Below are 19,843 nucleotides of genomic sequence, written 5' to 3'. Positions count from 1 at the left end.
CAAATCACGTTGCTTTTAAGCTGCGTTATTGCGATCTAAAATAGCTTGCTCAAATAGACGTTGTTCTTTTGCCTTGTGCTCTACCGAGAAGCGAATCAACATCACGAAGCATCCAGCGACAATGACAAATCCACCTAATGCCATCAGGCAAGATTGAATATCTGTCATACCTTTTAATAAAAAACCTGCAACGACCGCGCCTGCATTGCCTCCGGCACCGATAATGCCAGACACACCACCCAGTGCTTCACGGTCGATAAATGGAACCATGGCATAGGTCGCACCGCATGCCATGTTGATGAAGAGTGCAAAGACCACCATGCTCATGATGGCCAAGTGCGCGACATTCATTTGTGAAAATAAAATCAGGAATAGCCCTTCGCCCAAAATCATGACAAAGAGTAGTTTTGTACGGCCATCCAAGCCTTTTTTGATTGCTACTTTGTCAGAGAGAAAACCTCCCAAAGAGCGAGCAAAGATGGCAAGTAGTCCTAAAATTCCGGCAGTTAAGCCTGCCTCTTTTAAGCCAAAGTGAAATTTTTCGACGTAGTACATGGCCAAGATGTTGTGCATAAAAATCTCAACCCCAAAACATGCGCCGTATGTACCAAATAAAATCCAGACACGGTAATTGCCAGCTGCTTGTTTCATTACAGCCCAACCGCCTTTTTTACCGCTATCGGTTGCAATGCCTTGAGCGCGCAGCTCATCGAAGTTGCCTTGTGGACAGTCTTGGGTAAATTTCCAGTACATAAATGCCACTACAAGCATCATTATGCCGGGCATTAAAAGTGCAATACGCCAGCCCATAGATTGCTCGACGCCAAACATCACAATTGCAGAGAGAATCAAAGGCATGACTGCTTGTGTGGTACCACCGCCGGCATTACCCCAACCTACGGCAGTTGCATTGGCTGTGCCCACTACATTTGGAGCAAACATGACGCTGGTGTGATATTGAGTGATGACAAAACTTGCGCCAATGGCACCAATCAAAAAGCGGAAAAAGAGAAAAGATTCATAACTTCTAACAGCTGTGATTCCAATGACTGGGATACTGCCAACAAGTAAAAGCGTGATGTATGCTTTACGTGGGCCATATTTGTCACACAAAGGCCCGACAACCAAACGTACGACAATCGTGACAGCAACGGCTGCAATACTAATGTTAGCAATTTGATCTTTTGTTAAATGGAACTCACCTGCAATGACAGGCATGAGAGGCGCACAGGCAAACCACGCAAAAAAGCAAGCAAAAAAAGCGAGCCAACTCATGTGGAAGGCCCGCATCGCTGGAACTGTAAAATTAAACAGCTTAATAGATGTTGCTTTTGTGGCTGACAAATTCAAAGACATTGCCTTCACTCCGACTGAACGTAACTTCTTTGTGCACACCAAGGTATTCACAAACTCGATCAGAACGGACTTCATTGGCCGTCTTTAAAACTTATGGTCGTCTTCGACCTGTTATTGAATAAGCATTTTGCATGCCAGCTTTTAAAAAAACTAAATTAATCTTTTTTTATTATTGTTTTTCATATAGATAAAATTTTTTAAAATATCGAAATGAACATTCTCATATCTTGGACTGCTCTAACCTTGCACCCTTATAGGGTTCAGGTAAAAATATGCTCTGCTACAAAATGAATCGCATTTTTGCACCAATATTGATCAGTAGCGCCATTAAGCATGCTAATTTAGCGATAAAGCTCGATTTTTTCTTTAGTTTGCTATGGCATTAATCTTGCTTAAATAATTGATAACAAAAACGCGTCGAATTGGCGCATTTTCTTAGCCTGATTTTCTGAACTTATGCCAAAACTCAAAATAGCCCTTATTGATGATGATCATGCGCGAGCCGACTATATAAGAAAAAGTTTGCTTGAAAATGATTTTGAAGTAGTCGCCTGCCTTACTTTGGATCATTTGAATATCTTTCGTCTGGAACATTTGCAAGCTGATGTCATCTTGCTTGATATGGATCATCCTCATCGTGACATTATTGAAAGTTGTGTCAGTAGTTATGACCTACCTACAGTTCTATTCACCAAAAATTCTGATAAAGACACCATTAAACAAGCCATCGATGCGGGAGTAACTGCTTATATTGTCGATGGCATCGACCCTTCCCGCTTACATACCATTTTAGAAATCTCAATTGAGCAATATAAAAAGCACAAAAAACTCGAAGGTGATTTAAAAGAAGCTCAAACCAAACTTGCTGACCGCAAAGATGTCGAAAAAGCCAAAGTGCTACTGATGCAACTGCATGGCCTACCTGAAGAAACTGCATTTCAGCTTCTTAGAAAAAATGCGATGAGCCACCGCATTACAATTGGAGAAATGGCACGGCGTTTACTTGACGCTCAAAAATTACTTGGCAATCAACTAAAGGATGAATAAATGAGCAAATTAGAAAAGACTCAATTACAACTCGGCTATATTCCTTTGCTTGATTGTCTTGCGTTGCTTTGGGCAAAACAAAGAGGTTTCTTTGAAGAAGAAGGTTTAGAAGTTACTTTAGTTAAAGAAGCATCATGGGCGAGTCTGCGCGACCGTCTTGCTTTTGGTTTATTGGATGCAGCTCATTGCTTATCTGCAATGTTACCTGCGGCGGCTGTAGGCGCAGATCAAATTGGTACACCTTTACAAACGTCACTGGTTTTAAGTGAAAACCGTGCTTTTATTAGCTTAAGTCAAAAGCTTACTCATCAACTTGCAATTCAAGAAAATGACACCGCACAAGTAACGGCACAAAAAGTGGCGAGCTATCTTGAACAAGGTCATCCTCTTTCTTTAGCGCATGTGTTTAAGCATTCTATTCACCATTACTGTTTAAGAGAATGGCTGGCTTTAGCAAATCCAAAACTTGCGCAGTCTATTCAGCTCAAAACATTACCGCCACCGTATATGGTCGAAGCGTTGGACAAACATGTGATTGATGGTTTCTGTGTAGGTGAACCTTGGAATACCCAAGGTGAGCTCCTTGGTTTAAGTAAAATGATTTGCTCAAGCCAAAACGTTATTCCTTCTGTCGCTGACAAGGTTTTAGCCGTAACGCAAGAATGGGCGGAGCAGCATCCACAAACGCTCGTCGCGCTCACCGCCGCAATCATGAAAGCCCAACAAGAGTTGAGCGAGTTACAAGACTTTGCGCCAATTTTAAAATTATTGGTTGAGTCTGGAATTGTTCGTTTTCATTGCTCAGAGGAAGTGCATGTCGATAAATATTTTATGATTCAGGATATTGTCCGTCATTTAGTAAAAGAAAATGCACTTCCAAAAGTAGAAGACTTTTATTGGCTGCTCAAACAAATGCAAAAATGGGATGAACTTCAAATCGAACATGCACAAATCACAAGTTTGGGAGCTCAATGCATTAATCTTGAGGCTTATAAACAAGCCAAACAGCGATATTCTTCATAAATTATCTGGGTCAAATCAGCATAAAAAAAGCTGTCTTTTGTGACAAAGACAGCTTGAAAGACCCATAAGACAAAATGCGAAACACGCATTACTATATTTTCTGGACTCAACTGATCCATTGAAAACACAGTGCTTATGCAAATGATCATATCTATCTAAGCATATCATTTTCAGACATTTTCATATCAATAACTGCCACTTAATCAATTTCAGTTAATCATTCTCAGCCTTTTAAGAAAGCCTTCAAATATTCCTCTCTCTTTAAGCATTCATCTTAGCTATGTTCTTTATAAAATAGTGATACATAACTGATATGGGTCTGGTCATCAATTTCTTTTTAATTCTTCGAAGTAATTTCAAGCAGATGTCTTAATTAAATTAATTTTTTTAGCTTAAAAGTAATTTATTGCCTATGTGGTTATATTTAAAAAGATTTATTTATTTATCCTTCTATAAAACTTAAATATTACGATTCAAATAATTACCTAAAAAAAATTAGTGAAAATTCCTCTAACTATCTCCTTTTTTGAGTTACAAACAGCAACAATCTTGTCACAAATGGTAATCATAATTAAATTAATAATCATTATCATTCACACCACATAAAAACCTGAGAAGATCTACCATGATCCATGAAAATATTCTCGAATGCATAGGTAAAACGCCACTATTACAACTATCAAGGCTATTCACGCATCAATCAGTCTCAGTGATTGCGAAAATGGAATTGTTAAACCCAGGAGGAAGTATTAAAGACCGTCCAGCATTATTCATGCTACAGGAAGGTCTGAAATCTGGAGTCATCAATAAAGATAGTCATATTGTTGAAAGTTCGTCAGGGAACTTAGCGATTGCTCTTGCAATGGCATGCAAAATCTATGGATTAAAATTTACTGCAGTGATTGACCCGAAAATTGCTTCAGCAAATTTGCAAATGTTGAAGCTCTACAAAGCCAATATTGAAATGGTCTCTGAAAAAGACCAAAACGGCGGTTACTTAAAAACCAGAATTGACACTGTAAAACGACTCTGCCAACAACTGCCGAATGCTGTCTGGATTAATCAGTATGCAAATCCAAACAACTGGAAAAGCCACTATTTTGGTGAAGCAGAAGAAATCCTCAATCAAATTGACCGCAAAATTGATTACCTCGTGATTGGGGCGAGCACTTCAGGCACGATTATGGGTGTGTCTCGTCGCCTTAAAGAAAGATTTCCAGAATTAAAAGTGATCGCAGTCGATATCGTCGGCTCTGTGTTGTTCGGTGGTACATCTGGTCCACGCGAAATTCCTGGCATTGGTGCAAGTACTGTCCCACCACTACTCTCCCCCGATGAAATTGATGATGTCATTTATGTCGATGACTACGAGTCGGCACTCGGTTGCCGAGAACTTCTTGAACATGAAGGAATCTTTGCAGGTGGTTCGAGCGGCTCATCTATTTCAGCCATCAAAAAACTGATTCCAACCATTCCAAAAGGTTCATGCGTTTTAACACTGTTGCCTGATCGTGGCGACCGTTATCTCGATCTGGTTTATGAAGATGAATGGTTCGAAATGATCAAAAAACGTCACTTCAATCGAAACTTACGACGCCAAGAAAACCTTACTTTACAAAATGTTGTTTAACTTTCTCCTTAGGACATATTTATGAGCAATTTGGCTACCCTTCGCTATTTAAGTCAATCAGATTTACTAAATCTGGGCGCAAATCATAGTAATTCATTTATTGAAGCGATTACTGAAGGTTTAACCCTGCATGCAAATAAACAGTTTGTACAACCCTTAAAACCTTATCTTCGCTGGCAAGGTGCCGACCATATTGCTGACCGTATTATTGCTATGCCTTGCTATTTAGGTGGCAATGACCCGATTGCCGGAATTAAATGGATTGGTTCAAGACAACATAACCCTAAAAAATTCAATATTCCGCGTGCCAGCGCACTGATTGTTTTAAATGACTCAGAAACAAATTATCCAGTTGCAGTGATGGAAGGCAGCCTCATCAGTGCCATGCGAACTGCGGCAATTACTGGTGTTTCAATTAAATATCTAGCAAAAAAAGACTTTTCAGACATTACTGTAATTGGCTGCGGACCAATTGCTCAAATGCAGATTAAAACTGTGCTTGAACAATATGCTCAAGTGAAAAAAATCCATTTATTTGACGTAAACCCTGAAGCAGCTGAAAAACTCAAAGCATTGTTTTTATCAGAATATCCACATCTAGAAATTGAAATTCATGACAGTGCTAAGTCTGCGATTCAGCAAGCTGACGTGCTTATTACCTGCACAGTTTCAGATAAACCTTACATTCCATTTGAGTGGCTTAAAAAAGGCTGCTTTGTTTCAAATATTTCAATTATGGATATCGAGCCTGAAGTCTTCTTAAAAGTGGACAAAGTGATTGTAGATGACTGGAACCAATCAAACCGAGAAAAGAAAGTTATCAATGTGCTGGTTGAAGATGGCTTATTCAGCCGTGAAAAACTACATGCTGAACTTGGCGACATCATTATTGGTCATAAAAACGGTCGTGAACACGAAGATGAAATCATTTTGCTCAACCCAATGGGCATGGCGATTGATGACATTGTCTGCGCTAAATGGTTCTTCAATGCTGCACAAGAACAAAACGTTGGCACGGTTCTACCGCTTTTATAAGAATAGGAATAACTAAAATGTTAGATCGGATTTACACAGCACAACTACAAAAAACCATAGATGCACTCTACATGGAGAATTATGGAGATTTTAAAGATCATATTTCCTATAAAAAGCCTTATCTGGCAATTACTCTCAATGATGAGTTGGAACTCTATTTCAGCTGTTTAAAAGTAGATGGTGTAAATCCTTTCTATGTTACCCAACCCGAAGTTCTGCTTCATAATATCTTAAACAATACGACAACTAAAATTTCGATTTCTGAAGTTTTTAACTATTTAACTAAAGCAACTTGGTGGCCTTCACCACACCATCAAAAAGCGATTAATTATTGGCTAGATAACTTAGTAACGGCTGAAAAAATTCCTCAAATTTTACAGTCAGCCCTTTCATTTTCATCGCCTTTAGTTACTAGCGAACTGCTCTCACTGATAGCTGACCGTCCATTTCATCCATTCGCTCACTCAAAAGGTGAACTTGCACCGCTCACAACTCAAAAAGAAATTGAGGTGTATTGGTGGGCTTTTAAGAAAGATGACGTCATCAATAATATGGAGTCAATTCCTCACAAAGAGCTTCTGTTATCAGAAGCTGAGGACAAGCATATTACTGAAAAAATAGCGGAACTTTCAGATGATTACTTAGCCCTGCCTTTGTTAGAGACGCAACATCGCTATTTAAAGTTTGATGAAAATAAATACGGTGCTATTGACCTGAACCATGTCACGACAATTGGTTCACCGACTTCTTCATTAAGAACGCTTATTCATAACGCAAACCCTACTCTACATTTAAAACTCTCGACCAATGCTAAAACATTAGGCGCAATCCGCTCTATGCCAGGCCGTTATTTAATGAATGGGCATACGGCTTATGATTTTTTAAATGAAGTCATTAATGAAACTTCTTTATTAAAAAATCGTCTCTTTTTGAGTAATGAAACGCATTGGTGGGTGTTGGGTAAACAAGAGCCGATTGTAAAAAATTTAGGTGTAATCGGTTGCCAAGTCAGACATTTACCTAATTTTTGCCAAGATAAAAATGTCTCTCCTATTACCATGTCAGCTTTAAGCTGTACTTATGTTGACCCTTGGGAAACATTGGGCATTGAAGGCGACAAATGGTCATTATTAAAAGACTTAAGTGTTCATTTTATTCAAACATTCTTAACACTGTGGGCAAAAGGCATCATGCCTGAATGCCACGGGCAAAACACTATGGTGTGTTATGAAAATAATAAGTTTAAATGCTTTATTTTACGAGACCACGATACCCTAAGAATATGTACAACAGCCATTGAAGAAAACGGTTTTACACCTCCGATCTATACCATTGATACCAGTACGCCGAACAATCTTATCTTTACTAAAAATGAGAACTTATTTAACTACTTCATTACTTTAGGGATTCAAATTAACCTCTACCCAATTGCTTTAGCGACTTTGAAATATACAGATCGTACAGAAAGCGATTTTTGGGAAATGGTTCAACACATTATTCAAGATTTTGTAGAAACCCAACCGATTTCAGAGCAAACAAAATCACAAATTCAAACTTATCTTTTTGACAATAAGACTTGGCCATTCAAACAGCTACTTACACCTTTACTCGCGCAAGAAAGTGACTCAACAGGCATGCCAAGTAAAATCGGAACCACACCAAACCCTTATCAGAACTTGTGTGTTTCTAGCTATGAGACCATGGACATCTAAATCATGCGCTCATCTCGCCTAGATCATTTCATTATTTTGCTCTGTCAGTTTTTTTCCACTTTTGGGCTTATGGTACTTATTCCAATCATGCCGCTTTATATGGAAAAACTGACGGCGCATATGAGTGCTCCCACTATCTGGGCAGGTTTGGCACTCGCGGCTCCGGCTATTGGCAGTTTATTTACAGCACCGATTGTGGGTCATCTATCCGACACATTCGGCCATAAAAAAGCCTTGTTACTTTCTTTGGCTGGTTTCTGTATTTCAATACTGCTGATGGCGAGCGCCCAGCATTTATACCTATTTATTTTTGCTCGAATTTTACTCGGGTTTTGCGGTCTTTCCGTGATCTTAAATGCTTATGTTTCATATCTTTCCAATGAACAACAGCGAGGTGCCGCTTTTGGGCAACTACAAAGTAGTGTTGCGCTCGCTTGCCTATGTGGTCCGGTTCTCGGTGGGATATTTATGGATCAATGGCGAGTTGAAGTTTTACTCAACGCAACAGCATTTGTTGTGATGACCTTAATTTTGATTGCGTCATTTGTATTAACTAACCCCGTTAAAACCGAGGCGTCAAAAACCAAAGAGAAATCTAAGCTTCCAGCCTTCTTTGATAGAACGATTTTTTCATGGTTAAGCGCCGGTATTTTGGTTCAAGCGGGCGGCTTTGGTTTGGTGTCTTGCTTTGTTTTATACATTAGTGAAATAAGCCAGAGCACTCATTCATCGTTATCTGCTGCAAGCTTAACAGGAACAATTCATGCACTCTCGTGGGGCGCGGCTTTTATTGCAGCAACCTATTGGGGAAAACGAAATGACCATAAAGGAGATTCTTTTAATAACTTCGTTTATGCATCTTTAATTTGTGGCATCACAATTTTTGCATTGATCTGGGTTTCTAATCTCTGGCTGATTCTTATATTACGACTCATACAAGGTTTCTGCTTTGCAGCTTTGATTCCTTCGATCTTACACACAATGTCTCTAAAAGCTGGCGCTCAAAGCCAAGGAAAAGTGATTGGTATTTCTAACAGTGCCTTTGTTTTAGGGCAACTTATTGGCCCAATCACCATCACCCTCACCTACTCATTTTTCAATATTACCGCTGCATTAATCTGCACTTCACTATTTTTTATCGGTGCGGGATTAGTGGTGATTTTGAACAGATTCTTAATGGATACAATTTTAAAAGAGGCACAAGAATGAACTCAATTATTACAACAGATGCATGGTCTTATAAACTTTTCGAACAGTACCTGAATACTTTCTTTCGTGAACTCAAAGTGAATCTTGAAGAGCATATTATTCCAGCTCAAGATTCTCCTTTATTCATCCTATATGCGGAGCGCCCAGATACCCTATATTTTGCTTATACATTTAATGCATCTAACACAGTTGTTTATGGCGTCGTTCAGCATTTATCCACCACTGGCTACCATAGATATCAGCGTGGTTTTACCCTGCAAAACTTAAGCAACAATACATTTGACTCGCTTACCGACCCTAAAAAATTAGTGAAGCTTATTACAGATGAACTGAATAGCTTATTTAAAGATAAAAATCAAAATAAGAACCTGTACTCCGATATTGCCAATAGTATCGAGAACACAAAATTCTTTTTAGAAAATAAGCCTTCCCAATCAGCAACTAAAGCGTTAAGCGGTTTTCAGGCAACCGAACAAGGCATGTTATATGGGCATCCTTTTCATGTGACTTCTAAAGCCAATTTAGGTTTTTCTAAAGAAGACATGAAAAAATATAGCCCTGAGCTAGGCGCCAGTTTCCAACTTCACTACTTCGCGGTTCATTCTTCTCTAATTCAAAAGCTGGTAAGTGAAGAACAGCCTTCTTACCATATTGAAGATGAAGTTTTAGAGACCGCAAAAGAGCGTTTGCAAGAAAACTTCGCGAACTATGAGCTGATGCCAACTCACCCTTGGCAAGCCAACTTCTTACTTCAACATCCATCTTTAAAGAAACATTTAGATAGCCAAGACGTTATTTATTTTGGAGCTTTAGGTCAAACCGTGTGGCCAACCTCATCTGTTCGTACCGTGTGGTTACCTCAATCGAACCTGTTCTTAAAGCTCTCCATTGATGTGCGAATTACCAGTTTCATTCGTAATAACCCAATGGATGAAATGGAACGTGCCATTGATGCGAGCAAAATTATTATTAATCATAGAATTAATGAGCAATATCCCGACCTTGTGATTCTGCCGGAACTAGAGGCGAAAACAGTCAAAATTCCTGAGCTTGAAAGTTCATTTGGCATTATTTATCGAGCAGGACTCACACCAGAGGTATTAGAAAATACCAGAATGCTCGGCGGTTTGGTTGAAGAAAATGAACACCATAAAATCCCACTTTTAAGCTTCATTCAGCAAGCTGCCCCCAATCAAAATCTACAATCAAAAGATGCCAAAGACTTCATTACCTTTTGGTGGAAACAGTACGTTAAAGTTTCACTTATTCCATTAATTGAGTTGTTTGCAAATAAAGGCATTAGCGTAGAAGCTCATATGCAAAACAGTTTGATGGAATTTAAAAACGGCTATCCGCATCGCCTTATTCTTCGAGACATGGAAGGCATTAGCATTGTTCCAAAAATGATCGAAGACAACTCATCTATTTCTGAAGATAGTACAGTTTGGTTCTCTCAAAAAGATGCATGGACTTTTTTAAAATATTATCTCGTGATCAACCATATTGCTCATCTCATCAGCGCAATTGCACGAGTTACCGTGATTGAAGAATCTGAACTTTGGCAAGCCACCCGTCTTACGCTCACACAAGAAAATTTTAGCGCAAAAGGTCAGCAGTACCGCGATTTATTAATTAATTCACTCACATTACCAATCAAGGCAAATATGTTAAATACGCTCTACCACAGTGGTGGCAATCCTATCTGGATTGAAGTTGAAAACCCTATTTATAAATATCGCGGCGCAGAAGCGCTTTGCCCTCTTCAATCAACACAACAAACCAATTATAAAACCCTTGCGGAAAATCGCGTGATGGGCCAATTATTAGAAGCACTCATTTTTGAAAATACTTTTAAATACGAGTTTTCTAAAGGTCAGATCAAGTTTTATATTTCCGATACCGTTTTTTATACTTGCGCGGCCAAGAGACATTTCAGCTTCAAACGAATTAAGTTAGATCCTTCAAGTTTAGTCCGTTCTGATATTACTTTAGGTACTGAAGCTCACCCTAACTTAAAAACGCTACTTGCCGATCTCAAAAATATTATTGAAGCTGATCCAGTTAAATGGCAAAACTTTAATGATGAACTCAATTTAACTTACGTTAAACATACGCAAACTTTAAGCCAAGCCCCTGCTCAACCTTTAAGAACCTTGCCTTACCTAGAACAAGAAGCGCGAATTACCAATGCGCATTTATATCACCCAAGTTTTAAGTCTCGTATTGGCTTCGATTTAAAAGAAAACCAGAAATATGCTCCAGAGCTTTCTGAAGGTTTTACGGTTCAATGGGTCGCAACTCATAACAGTTTATGCAAACTGGTTTTAAGTGAAACCATTAATTTAGAGCAGCTTTATAAACAGCATTTTTCAGAAAAAGATCTACAAGCCATTAACGATCAATTGAAAGAGCAAAATGTAGATTTTAAAGATTATATTCTTACCCCAATTCATCCATGGCAGTGGGATAAAATTATTGAACTGTATTATCAAGATGCAATCAGCAACCAACTGATCATTCCGTTAGATATTGAAGGTCCGACTTATTTACCACAGCAGTCAATTCGAACCTTATCAAATATTAGTGATATCTCGGCGCTTTCTCTTAAATTGGCAATGAACTTGGTTAATACATCGACCTCTCGTGTATTGGCACCGCATACCGTTCAAAATGCTGCAAAAATGAGTGACTGGCTTTATAACATTGTTGAGCAAGATCATATTTTAGAAAAACAGCGTAAGCCTGTTATTTTAAGAGAGATTGGCGGTCTCTCAGTTAACCAGCCGATTGCTTTGCCTATTCAATACGGCGCACTCGCCTGCATTTGGCGCGAAAGTATTTACAGTTACTTAAAAGAAGGTGAATCAGCAACGCCTGTAACCGGTCTAATGCAACTCGATACAGATCAAAAGCCTTTAATTGATGAGTGGATTCAAGCGTACGGGATCGAGTTCTGGTTAGAAAAGTTACTCACCAATGCTTATTTACCGATCATGCATATTTTATGGTGCCACGGCCTCGCTTTAGAGTCACATGCACAAAACATGGTGCTCATTCATAAAAATGGCTTACCCGTTAAAGCTGCTTTGAAAGATTTCCACGATGGAATTCGTTTTAGCCGTCATCTGTTGCGCGAGCCCGACCTTTTACCTAACTTGCAAGATGCGCCGAAAGAACATGCCAAAATTAACCCGAACTCTTTCTTGGAAACCCATTCTCCAAATGAGTTAAGAGATTTTACTCAAGATGCGCTGTGGTTTGTAAATTTGGCTGAGTTAGCGATTTTCTTAAATGAACATTATGACTTCGATGAAATCAAATTCTGGACTATGTTAAGAACCATCATCAATCAACATAAAGAAGCTCACCCAGAGTTTAGCGAACGATATGAATTATTTAACTTTACAGATGACACTATCGACATTGAACAGCTGGCAAGCCGCCGTTTCCTTCCGGAAATTCGCCTAAGAGTACAAACCACACCAAATCCGCTCAGTCTTATTAAGGAAATTGAATATGAATAAATATTCGATTTCTTTTAAGAAACGAATAGCACACGGCGAGACGCTCTACGGAATATTTTGTTCCGTAGCCTCTCCCATTAATGTCGAGCAACTGGCACTTGCCGGCTATGACTTCATCATTATCGACTTAGAACATACTTTATTTAGTACGTCTCAAGTCGAGACTATGATTTTAGCTGCTAGAGCCATGAGGCTTGATGTCTTCGTGAGAGTGCCATTAAACGCCAATCATTTGATTCTACCTCTGCTCGATGCAGGGATAACGGGTATTGTGTTTCCGCGTATTGAAAATGCTCAGCAAGCACAAAAAGCCGTGAACTATTGTCACTATATGCCGCTTGGACAAAGAGGTCTGAATTCGACAAGGTTAAATCGATATGGCATGGACGATTTAGCAAGTTTTGTTCAACAGGCTGCAAACGAAACGGTTGTCATTGCCATGATTGAAAGCTTAGAAGGACTACAACAACTTGATGAAATTTTAAAAGTCGAAGGCATCGATATTATTCTTGAAGGGGCTGCCGACCTGTCTCAATCTATGGACATACCGTGGCAAACCAGCCATCCGAAGGTCCAAGAAAAAGTTCAAGAGATGTATACAAAAACGAAAAATAGTCAAAAACATTTCTGTGCTATTCCCCGAAAACCTGAAGATATCTCTACATGGAAACAGCAATCTGTTCAGCTTTTTGTACTGGGTGATGACCGAAGTATTATTCGCCGCGCCCATCAAAATCATTTGAATTCTTATAAGGAAATCTCATAAATTTTCAGTTGTGTAGAGCGATAGAAATATGGTCCTCTACACAACAATTAATAAAAACGAATTTTATTATTTTTTGTCCAACAACGATATTGTGAATTACAATCATTCTCACTTATAATTCGACAAATTTAAAATCACTCTCAGGGCGAGACAATGGGAAATAAGATAAAAAGTCACAAACTTTTTACGAGGAAGTCTGAAGTAAAAAATATTATTCCACTCCTTTCACTTGGTGGGGCCATCTTTCTCTCAAACTCAGCCTTTGCAGCCTCGTCTTCTGAGACCACCGATGCTGAAAAAAAGCCTGAAGCATTACCTACAATCACAATTACCGCTTCACGTGCAGATGAACTTTCTACTTCTGCCAAGCAAGTAACCAAGCTAGATGAAAAGCAAATTGAACTTTTAAGAAATGGTTCATCTGGCAGTATTGCAACCGTTTTAGCGAAAGCCATACCGGGCCTGTCAGATTCAAGCCGAACCATTACCGATTACGGCCAAACTTTACGTGGCCGTAATGCCCTCATCTTGGTCGATGGCGTACCAATGAACCTTACACGTGACACATCACGCGGACTTTCAGCAATTGACCCTGAAAGTATTGCCAACATTGAAGTGATTCGAGGCAGTAACGCAATTTATGGTGGTGGTGCTGCTGGCGGTATTATTTCAATTACCACAAAAGCTGCGGGTGGTGAACCTACAGCTAAAACCGTGGTTGGACTTCAAACACCTTTAACAAATTTCCGTTCTAATGCTTTAAGTGGCGATATTCATCAATATTTCACAGGCAGCTTTAACGCTTTTGATTATGCGCTCGACTTTGGTTACCAACGTATTGGTAGCCCGTATGATGCAAGCGGTGACCGTGTTGCACCTGAACCAAGTCAGGGTGATTTATATGATTCCGATGGCTACAGCGTAGGCGGTAAACTTGGTTATCATATTGATGACAACCAATATCTACAGTTTGCTGCAAATTACTACAATGCCGAGCAAGACTCAGATTATGCATCTGACCCAAGTGTGAAGAATGCCCCTGCCGGAACCGTACCAGCTAAAGCCATTAAAGGCTTAAAGCTCAAAGACCAAAATAAAAACGAAAACCAGATCTACAACTTAACTTATAACCATAAAGACTTTTTTGGTAATAAGGTCGATGCTCAAATTTATTACCGCGACTTCTTTACCCGTTTTTCACCATTTGATGCACGAAAAAATGCAAATCGTGGTGGACAAGTCGATCAGATTTATCAAGAAAATAACGTACTCGGTAGCCGCTTAACTGTTACCACACCACTTGAGTTTTTAGGGGATACCTCATTGGTTTGGGGGGGCGACTTTAGCCGTGAAAAAAGCGAAATGCCTTTAGATATTTTTGATCAAAAAATTTATGATCAATCTGGTGGCTTAGAGTTTGTAAAAACTGGCAAGCTTATTTATTTGCCTGAGCTCACCACGCAAAGTGTCGGTGGTTTTGTACAGTTAAAGCACCGCTTTAATGATCAATGGTCAGCAGAAGCTGGTACACGTTATGAAGATAGCTATGCCCAAATTGATAGCTTTGTTCCATTATCACAATTGGGCAAGACTAACCCTTATACAGTTCCAGGCGGAAAAGTGAAAGCTGATGCATGGTTATACAATGCCAATTTGACTTTCTCACCAAATGATCAAAACTCGATTTATGCATCGTTTAACCAAGGTTTCCAATTACCTGATGTAGGTTTGATTATTCGTAATGCTGGCGAAGGTTTTAACCTTGGTTCGTCATTCTTAGAGCCTGTAAAAGTAGATAACTACGAGTTGGGCTGGAAAGGAAACTTCAATAACTTCTCTTCAAGTTTAGCGGTCTTCCACTCTACTTCTGACCTAGGCGCTGTGCAATCATTCAATAACGGTCTAGTACTTGCTAGAACCAAAGAAAAAGTTACTGGTGTGGAAGCAACTTTTGACTATCTGGACGATGCGAACATTTGGGGAACGGGTGGTAGCGTTACGTGGATGAAAGGTCGTGAAAAACCGCAAAACGGTGCTGAACAAGACATGACAGGCTTCCGTATTCCACCATTAAAACTCACAGCTTACGTTTCTTATAGCCCAACTGAAACTTGGACAAATCGCCTGCAAGCCACATACTTTGGCGCAGAAGATTATCGATTGAATGGCGTAAATGGTTTTGGTCGTTACGATGTAAAAACTTATACAACAGCAGATTTAATTAGTAGCTTTGCGCTTAACAAAAAAGATACTGTGACGATTGGTTTAGAGAACATGTTTAACCGTAAGTACTATCCTCTCTACAGCCAACTATTAAGAACAAGTGATAACACTAGCCATTTAGTGGCAAATGGTGCAACGCTGAAAGTTTCTTATAGTCATAAGTGGTAATCAAAACTAACTTAGAATGTTTCATCAAAAGGAGATCTATACGATCTCCTTTTTTTTATTAAAAACTTTAAACCCTTATCTATTTTTTCCATGGTTAACTTGAGGTAAACCCACAGAACTCCTCTAGCTTTCCGTTAGAAACTTTGTTAACTTGATTTTGTTACATATTCAAAATGTAATTTTTTCGGTTAACACACCACCTCACTGTGTTTATGAAAGCAATATCAATATGTAGTTTTACCAATATTTTTAATGGGGCAAATCATAATGGAAATCTCACACCGCGAAATTTACGCGCTTGTCGACATTAATAATTGTTATGTCAGTTGTGAGCGCTTATTTAACCCCAAACTTATTGGTCTGCCTGTTGTAGTACTTTCTAACAACGATGGATGTGTTGTATCACGTAGTGAAGAAGCAAAAAACATGGGTATCAAAATGGGTATTCCATGGTATCAAATCGAGCAAGACGCTCTTCAAGCAGGTGTACACGTCTATTCAAGTAACTACACTTTATATGCCGAGATGTCGCGTCGCTTTTTTTCAGTACTTGGGGAGTTTTTCTCACCCGATGATTTAGAAGCTTATTCTATTGACGAATGCTTTATTCGCCTTACCCCTTACCTACAGTCGATAGATATCCACTCTTACTGTGCCAAAGTCGTAGAAACTCTAGAAAGTTGGTTAAGCTTACCTTGCTGTATTGGCATTGGATATTCAAAAACTCAAGCAAAATTAGCCAATCACTATGCTAAAAAGATTCCAAGCTTTAATAAAATTTGTAATTTCATCACTTTAGATCCTTTGCTTCTTGAAGACCTCATGCAACATACTTCGGTCAAAGAAGTGTGGGGAATTGGCTATCAATTGGTCAAACAATTACGAAGCTATGAGATTTATTCATGCTTAGACTTAACTTTTGCCAATGAGCATCATCTAGCAAAAGCTTTTTCTGTGGTTATGGCACGTACCATTCGTGAGCTAAAAGGCCAATCCTGTGTTCAACTCGATGATCCTGCCATCGTCACAAAACGAATTTTAGCTTCACGTAGTTTTGCTCAAGCTTTATCCAGCATTGAGATTATTAAACAAGCACTTATTTTCCATCTCAACCGTGCTCATCGCCGTTTAATGAAACAAGAGCAACTATGTGCCTGCATTCAAGTCATGCTTTATGAAAAAATAGATAAGCCACCTTATAAAAAAGCATCATCTCAAGCGATAGGCTTAAATTATGCAACAGATGATCTATGTATATTAACAAAAGCAGCAATGCAACAAATTGATGTTTTATATAAAGAAAATAAGAAATACATTAAGATTGGAGTTTTATTTTGTGGTTTGCATCCCCGTCAACATCACATTGATGATTTATGGCAACCTCTGGAGTTAATTCATCAAAGACAACAATTGATGCAAACGCTCAGCACAGTTCGTAACCGATTCGGTAGTCACTATTTACAAGTCGGTTATCATTCTCGAAGTTCATCTTGGCATATGAAACAATGCCACCGTTCAAAAAACTATCTGACCCGATGGAATGAACTATTAGTGATTGGAGAGAACTCTATAGCCGTTACACAAAATACATGAACTGTTTTTGTCAATTCAGTTTAAAATAAGCTCCATTAAATTACTTGAAATTTTGTCATTTTTTAACATTGCTAAATCATCGCAAAATTTACAATATATAAGCCGAATTTGGTATACCCTTTCTGCGACGATGAAAACAAATTATAAAAAAATTGTAGAAACATATGCCATAATAAGCAAACTTTGCAGACATCTTGCAAAGAATATTTGCAACTTTAGAGCTGGAGCAATCTGAATGAGTTCGACCATTTTGGTGATTCATGGACCGAATTTGAATTTGCTGGGAAAACGCGAACCAGAAGTATATGGTCATCTTACCTTAGGTGATATTAACCAACAACTTATTAATCAAGCTCAACAAGCTTCAATTACCTTAGATACTTTTCAAAGCAACTGGGAAGGTGCCATTGTTGATCGTATTCATCAAGCACAAAGTGAAGGCGTAAAACTTATTATTATTAACCCTGCTGCCCTCACCCACACTTCAGTTGCTCTACGTGATGCCCTACTTGGCGTTGCGATTCCATTCATTGAAGTACATTTGTCGAATGTCCATGCAAGAGAGGCATTCAGACACCACTCTTACTTATCTGATAAAGCAATTGGCGTGATTTGTGGCCTAGGTGCAAAAGGCTATCGTTTTGCGCTCGATTACGCTATTGAAAAAATTCAACCATCTAACCCAAACTAGTTTAGGAATAGTCGCCCATGGATATCCGCAAAATTAAGAAACTCATCGATTTAATGATTGAGTCTGACTTGCAAGCGATCGAAGTTAAAGAAGGTGATCAATCAATCGCTTTAACTCGTCGCAATCCTGTCGTTGCTGCGGCTGGTGTAGCACTTCCGGCTGCTCCTGTTGCAGAAGCACCAGTTGCAAAAACACCGCGTGGAGCAGTTGAAACTTCTCCAATGGTTGGCGTGTTCTACGCTGCTCCAAGCCCAGGCGAAGCACCATTTGTTAAAGTAGGTCAAACTGTATCTGCTGGTGAAACTTTGGGTATTATTGAAGCAATGAAAATCATGAACCCAATTGAAGCAACTCAAAGTGGCGTGATTGAAGAAATTTTAGTGAAAAATGGTGAAGTTATCCAATTCGGTCAACCTTTATTCCGTTATCGCGCGTAATTACCCCGGGGACGTCTATGTTGCAAAAAGTTTTAATTGCAAACCGTGGTGAAATCGCTTTACGTATTACCCGGGCTTGTAAAACATTAGGAATCAAGACTGTTGGTATCTATTCAGATGCCGATAAGGATTTGATGCATTTACGTTTTGTTGATGAAGCAGTATGTATTGGTCCGGGCGCAAGTAGTGATAGCTATTTAAATATCCCGGCAATTATTACTGCTGCAGAAATTACCGGTGCTGATGCTATTCACCCGGGTTATGGTTTCCTTTCAGAAAATGCTGAGTTTGCTGAAATTGTAGAAAGTTCAGGCTTTACTTTTATTGGCCCTCGTCCAGAACATATTCGCCTTATGGGGAATAAAGTTTCTGCGATTGTTGCCATGAAAAAAGCTGGCGTACCTACTGTACCAGGTTGTGACCATGCAGTAACCATCCACAATGCATTGGCAGAAGCGAAAGAAATTGGCTTCCCGCTTATTGTTAAAGCCGCTTCTGGTGGTGGTGGACGTGGTATGCGTATTGTTGAGCGTGTAGATACACTACTTGAATCAGTTCAAGCAGCGCAGCGTGATGCAGAAATGTGGTTCGGTGATGATACCGTTTACATGGAACGCTTCTTACAAAAACCTCGCCATGTCGAAGTTCAAGTTCTTGGTGATGGTAATGGTCATGCAATCCATTTATATGACCGCGACTGTTCATTACAACGTCGTCATCAAAAAGTACTAGAAGAAGCACCTGCACCAAACTTACCAGAGCAAGCTCGAGCTGATATCTTAGAAGCTTGTGTTCATGCTTGTCAGTTAATGCAATATCGTGGTGCTGGTACATTTGAATTCTTATTTGAAGACGGTGAATTCTTCTTTATTGAAATGAATACTCGTGTTCAGGTAGAGCACCCTGTAACTGAAATGGTTACTGGTGTTGATATTATTGAACAGCAGTTACGTATTGCAGGTGGTCTAGGACTAGAGCTTCAACAAGAAGACATTAAAGTTCAGGGACATGCAATTGAATGCCGTATCAACGCAGAAGACCCAACAACTTTCTTACCTTCACCAGGTAAAATCGAAAGTTTCTATGCGCCAGGTGGTGCAGGTATTCGTTTAGATTCTCATATCTACCCAGAATATAGCATTCCTCCTTACTATGACTCTATGATTGCTAAATTGATTTCTCATGGTAAAGATCGTGAAACTTCAATTGCACGTATGCGTCAAGCATTAGATGAAATGATCCTTACAGGAATTAAAACAAATATTCCTTTGCATAAAGATCTTATTTTGCAAGATAAAAGCTTCTGCTCTCAAGCAATGGACATCCATTACCTTGAAAAACACTTGTTAAAGCAAGTGGAAGAAAAGAAAGCTGAAACTGCATAATAAAAAAAGCCTCTTATTTTTAAGAGGCTTTTTTTATATCTATC

At 39.1% G+C, this 19,843-nt stretch carries 15 protein-coding genes and 1 pseudogene; 14 read left to right on the top strand and 2 right to left on the bottom strand.

From position 1 onward, the window contains the following. Positions 1-15 precede the first annotated feature (15 nt). Positions 16-1,314: an MFS transporter gene (locus POD11_RS04280; RefSeq protein WP_228681266.1), complete on the bottom strand. Its 1,299-nt coding sequence runs from the start codon at positions 1,312-1,314 to the stop codon at positions 16-18. Between POD11_RS04280 and POD11_RS04275 the strand changes: the two genes are divergently transcribed. The 3 genes from POD11_RS04275 (at position 1,208) to POD11_RS04265 (ending at position 3,426) form a co-directional block, all read left to right on the top strand. Then, a complete protein-coding gene (locus POD11_RS04275) occupies positions 1,208-1,444 on the top strand; it encodes a hypothetical protein (protein WP_228681271.1) in 237 nt (78 codons plus the stop codon). The two genes, POD11_RS04280 and POD11_RS04275, sit on opposite strands and share 107 nt — an antisense overlap. A 368-nt stretch (positions 1,445-1,812) precedes the next feature. Then, complete coding sequence (locus POD11_RS04270) at positions 1,813-2,403, top strand: ANTAR domain-containing response regulator (RefSeq protein ID WP_016140698.1); 591 nt, start codon at positions 1,813-1,815, stop codon at positions 2,401-2,403. After that, positions 2,404-3,426, top strand: coding sequence for an ABC transporter substrate-binding protein (locus POD11_RS04265; protein ID WP_262456527.1), 1,023 nt, complete (start codon positions 2,404-2,406; stop codon positions 3,424-3,426). A gap of 23 nt (positions 3,427-3,449) precedes the next feature. On the opposite strand, the pseudogene POD11_RS04260 reads toward POD11_RS04265, so the two are convergent. Then, positions 3,450-3,545 (bottom strand): annotated as a pseudogene (locus POD11_RS04260) (hypothetical protein); the annotation flags it as partial. Positions 3,546-4,051: 506 nt separating this feature from the next. Between POD11_RS04260 and sbnA the strand changes: the two are divergent. The 11 genes from sbnA to accC all read left to right on the top strand — a co-directional run bounded on the left by sbnA (position 4,052) and on the right by accC (position 19,799). After that, positions 4,052-5,056 (top strand): 2,3-diaminopropionate biosynthesis protein SbnA, encoded by a 1,005-nt coding sequence (gene sbnA / locus POD11_RS04255; RefSeq protein ID WP_262456526.1) that lies wholly within the window; start codon positions 4,052-4,054, stop codon positions 5,054-5,056. Positions 5,057-5,077: 21 nt separating this feature from the next. Further along, positions 5,078-6,091, top strand: coding sequence for a 2,3-diaminopropionate biosynthesis protein SbnB (sbnB, locus tag POD11_RS04250; RefSeq protein ID WP_262456525.1), 1,014 nt, complete (start codon positions 5,078-5,080; stop codon positions 6,089-6,091). Positions 6,092-6,162: 71 nt separating this feature from the next. Beyond that, complete coding sequence (locus tag POD11_RS04245; protein ID WP_262456614.1) at positions 6,163-7,803, top strand: IucA/IucC family protein; 1,641 nt, start codon at positions 6,163-6,165, stop codon at positions 7,801-7,803. Positions 7,804-7,806: 3 nt separating this feature from the next. Then, the gene (locus tag POD11_RS04240) at positions 7,807-9,012 is read left to right on the top strand and encodes an MFS transporter (RefSeq protein ID WP_239967895.1); all 1,206 of its coding nucleotides are present in this window, start codon (positions 7,807-7,809) and stop codon (positions 9,010-9,012) included. Further along, positions 9,009-12,536, top strand: a complete 3,528-nt coding sequence (locus POD11_RS04235) for an IucA/IucC family protein (protein ID WP_262456524.1) — start codon at positions 9,009-9,011, stop codon at positions 12,534-12,536. Before POD11_RS04240 ends, POD11_RS04235 begins: the two co-directional genes overlap by 4 nt. Beyond that, complete coding sequence (locus tag POD11_RS04230; RefSeq protein ID WP_262456523.1) at positions 12,529-13,302, top strand: HpcH/HpaI aldolase family protein; 774 nt, start codon at positions 12,529-12,531, stop codon at positions 13,300-13,302. Before POD11_RS04235 ends, POD11_RS04230 begins: the two co-directional genes overlap by 8 nt. A gap of 153 nt (positions 13,303-13,455) precedes the next feature. Then, a complete protein-coding gene (locus POD11_RS04225) occupies positions 13,456-15,693 on the top strand; it encodes a TonB-dependent receptor (protein ID WP_262456522.1) in 2,238 nt (745 codons plus the stop codon). Between the two features lie 267 nt (positions 15,694-15,960). Next, the gene (locus POD11_RS04220) at positions 15,961-17,286 is read left to right on the top strand and encodes a Y-family DNA polymerase (RefSeq protein WP_262456521.1); all 1,326 of its coding nucleotides are present in this window, start codon (positions 15,961-15,963) and stop codon (positions 17,284-17,286) included. A gap of 235 nt (positions 17,287-17,521) precedes the next feature. Then, complete coding sequence (gene aroQ, locus POD11_RS04215; protein ID WP_262456520.1) at positions 17,522-17,977, top strand: type II 3-dehydroquinate dehydratase; 456 nt, start codon at positions 17,522-17,524, stop codon at positions 17,975-17,977. A gap of 17 nt (positions 17,978-17,994) precedes the next feature. Continuing rightward, positions 17,995-18,414, top strand: coding sequence for an acetyl-CoA carboxylase biotin carboxyl carrier protein (accB, locus tag POD11_RS04210; RefSeq protein ID WP_000354611.1), 420 nt, complete (start codon positions 17,995-17,997; stop codon positions 18,412-18,414). 17 nt (positions 18,415-18,431) lie between these two features. After that, positions 18,432-19,799: an acetyl-CoA carboxylase biotin carboxylase subunit gene (accC, locus tag POD11_RS04205; RefSeq protein WP_002115704.1), complete on the top strand. Its 1,368-nt coding sequence runs from the start codon at positions 18,432-18,434 to the stop codon at positions 19,797-19,799. Positions 19,800-19,843: the final 44 nt, after the last annotated feature.

The sequence above is a fragment of the Acinetobacter sp. P1(2023) genome, from assembly GCF_028367635.1.
GTDB classification, from domain to species: Bacteria; Pseudomonadota; Gammaproteobacteria; order Pseudomonadales; family Moraxellaceae; genus Acinetobacter; species Acinetobacter pittii_E.
The sequence above is the reverse complement of the archived record's forward strand: the minus strand, read 5'-3'. Positions and strand labels throughout refer to the sequence as shown.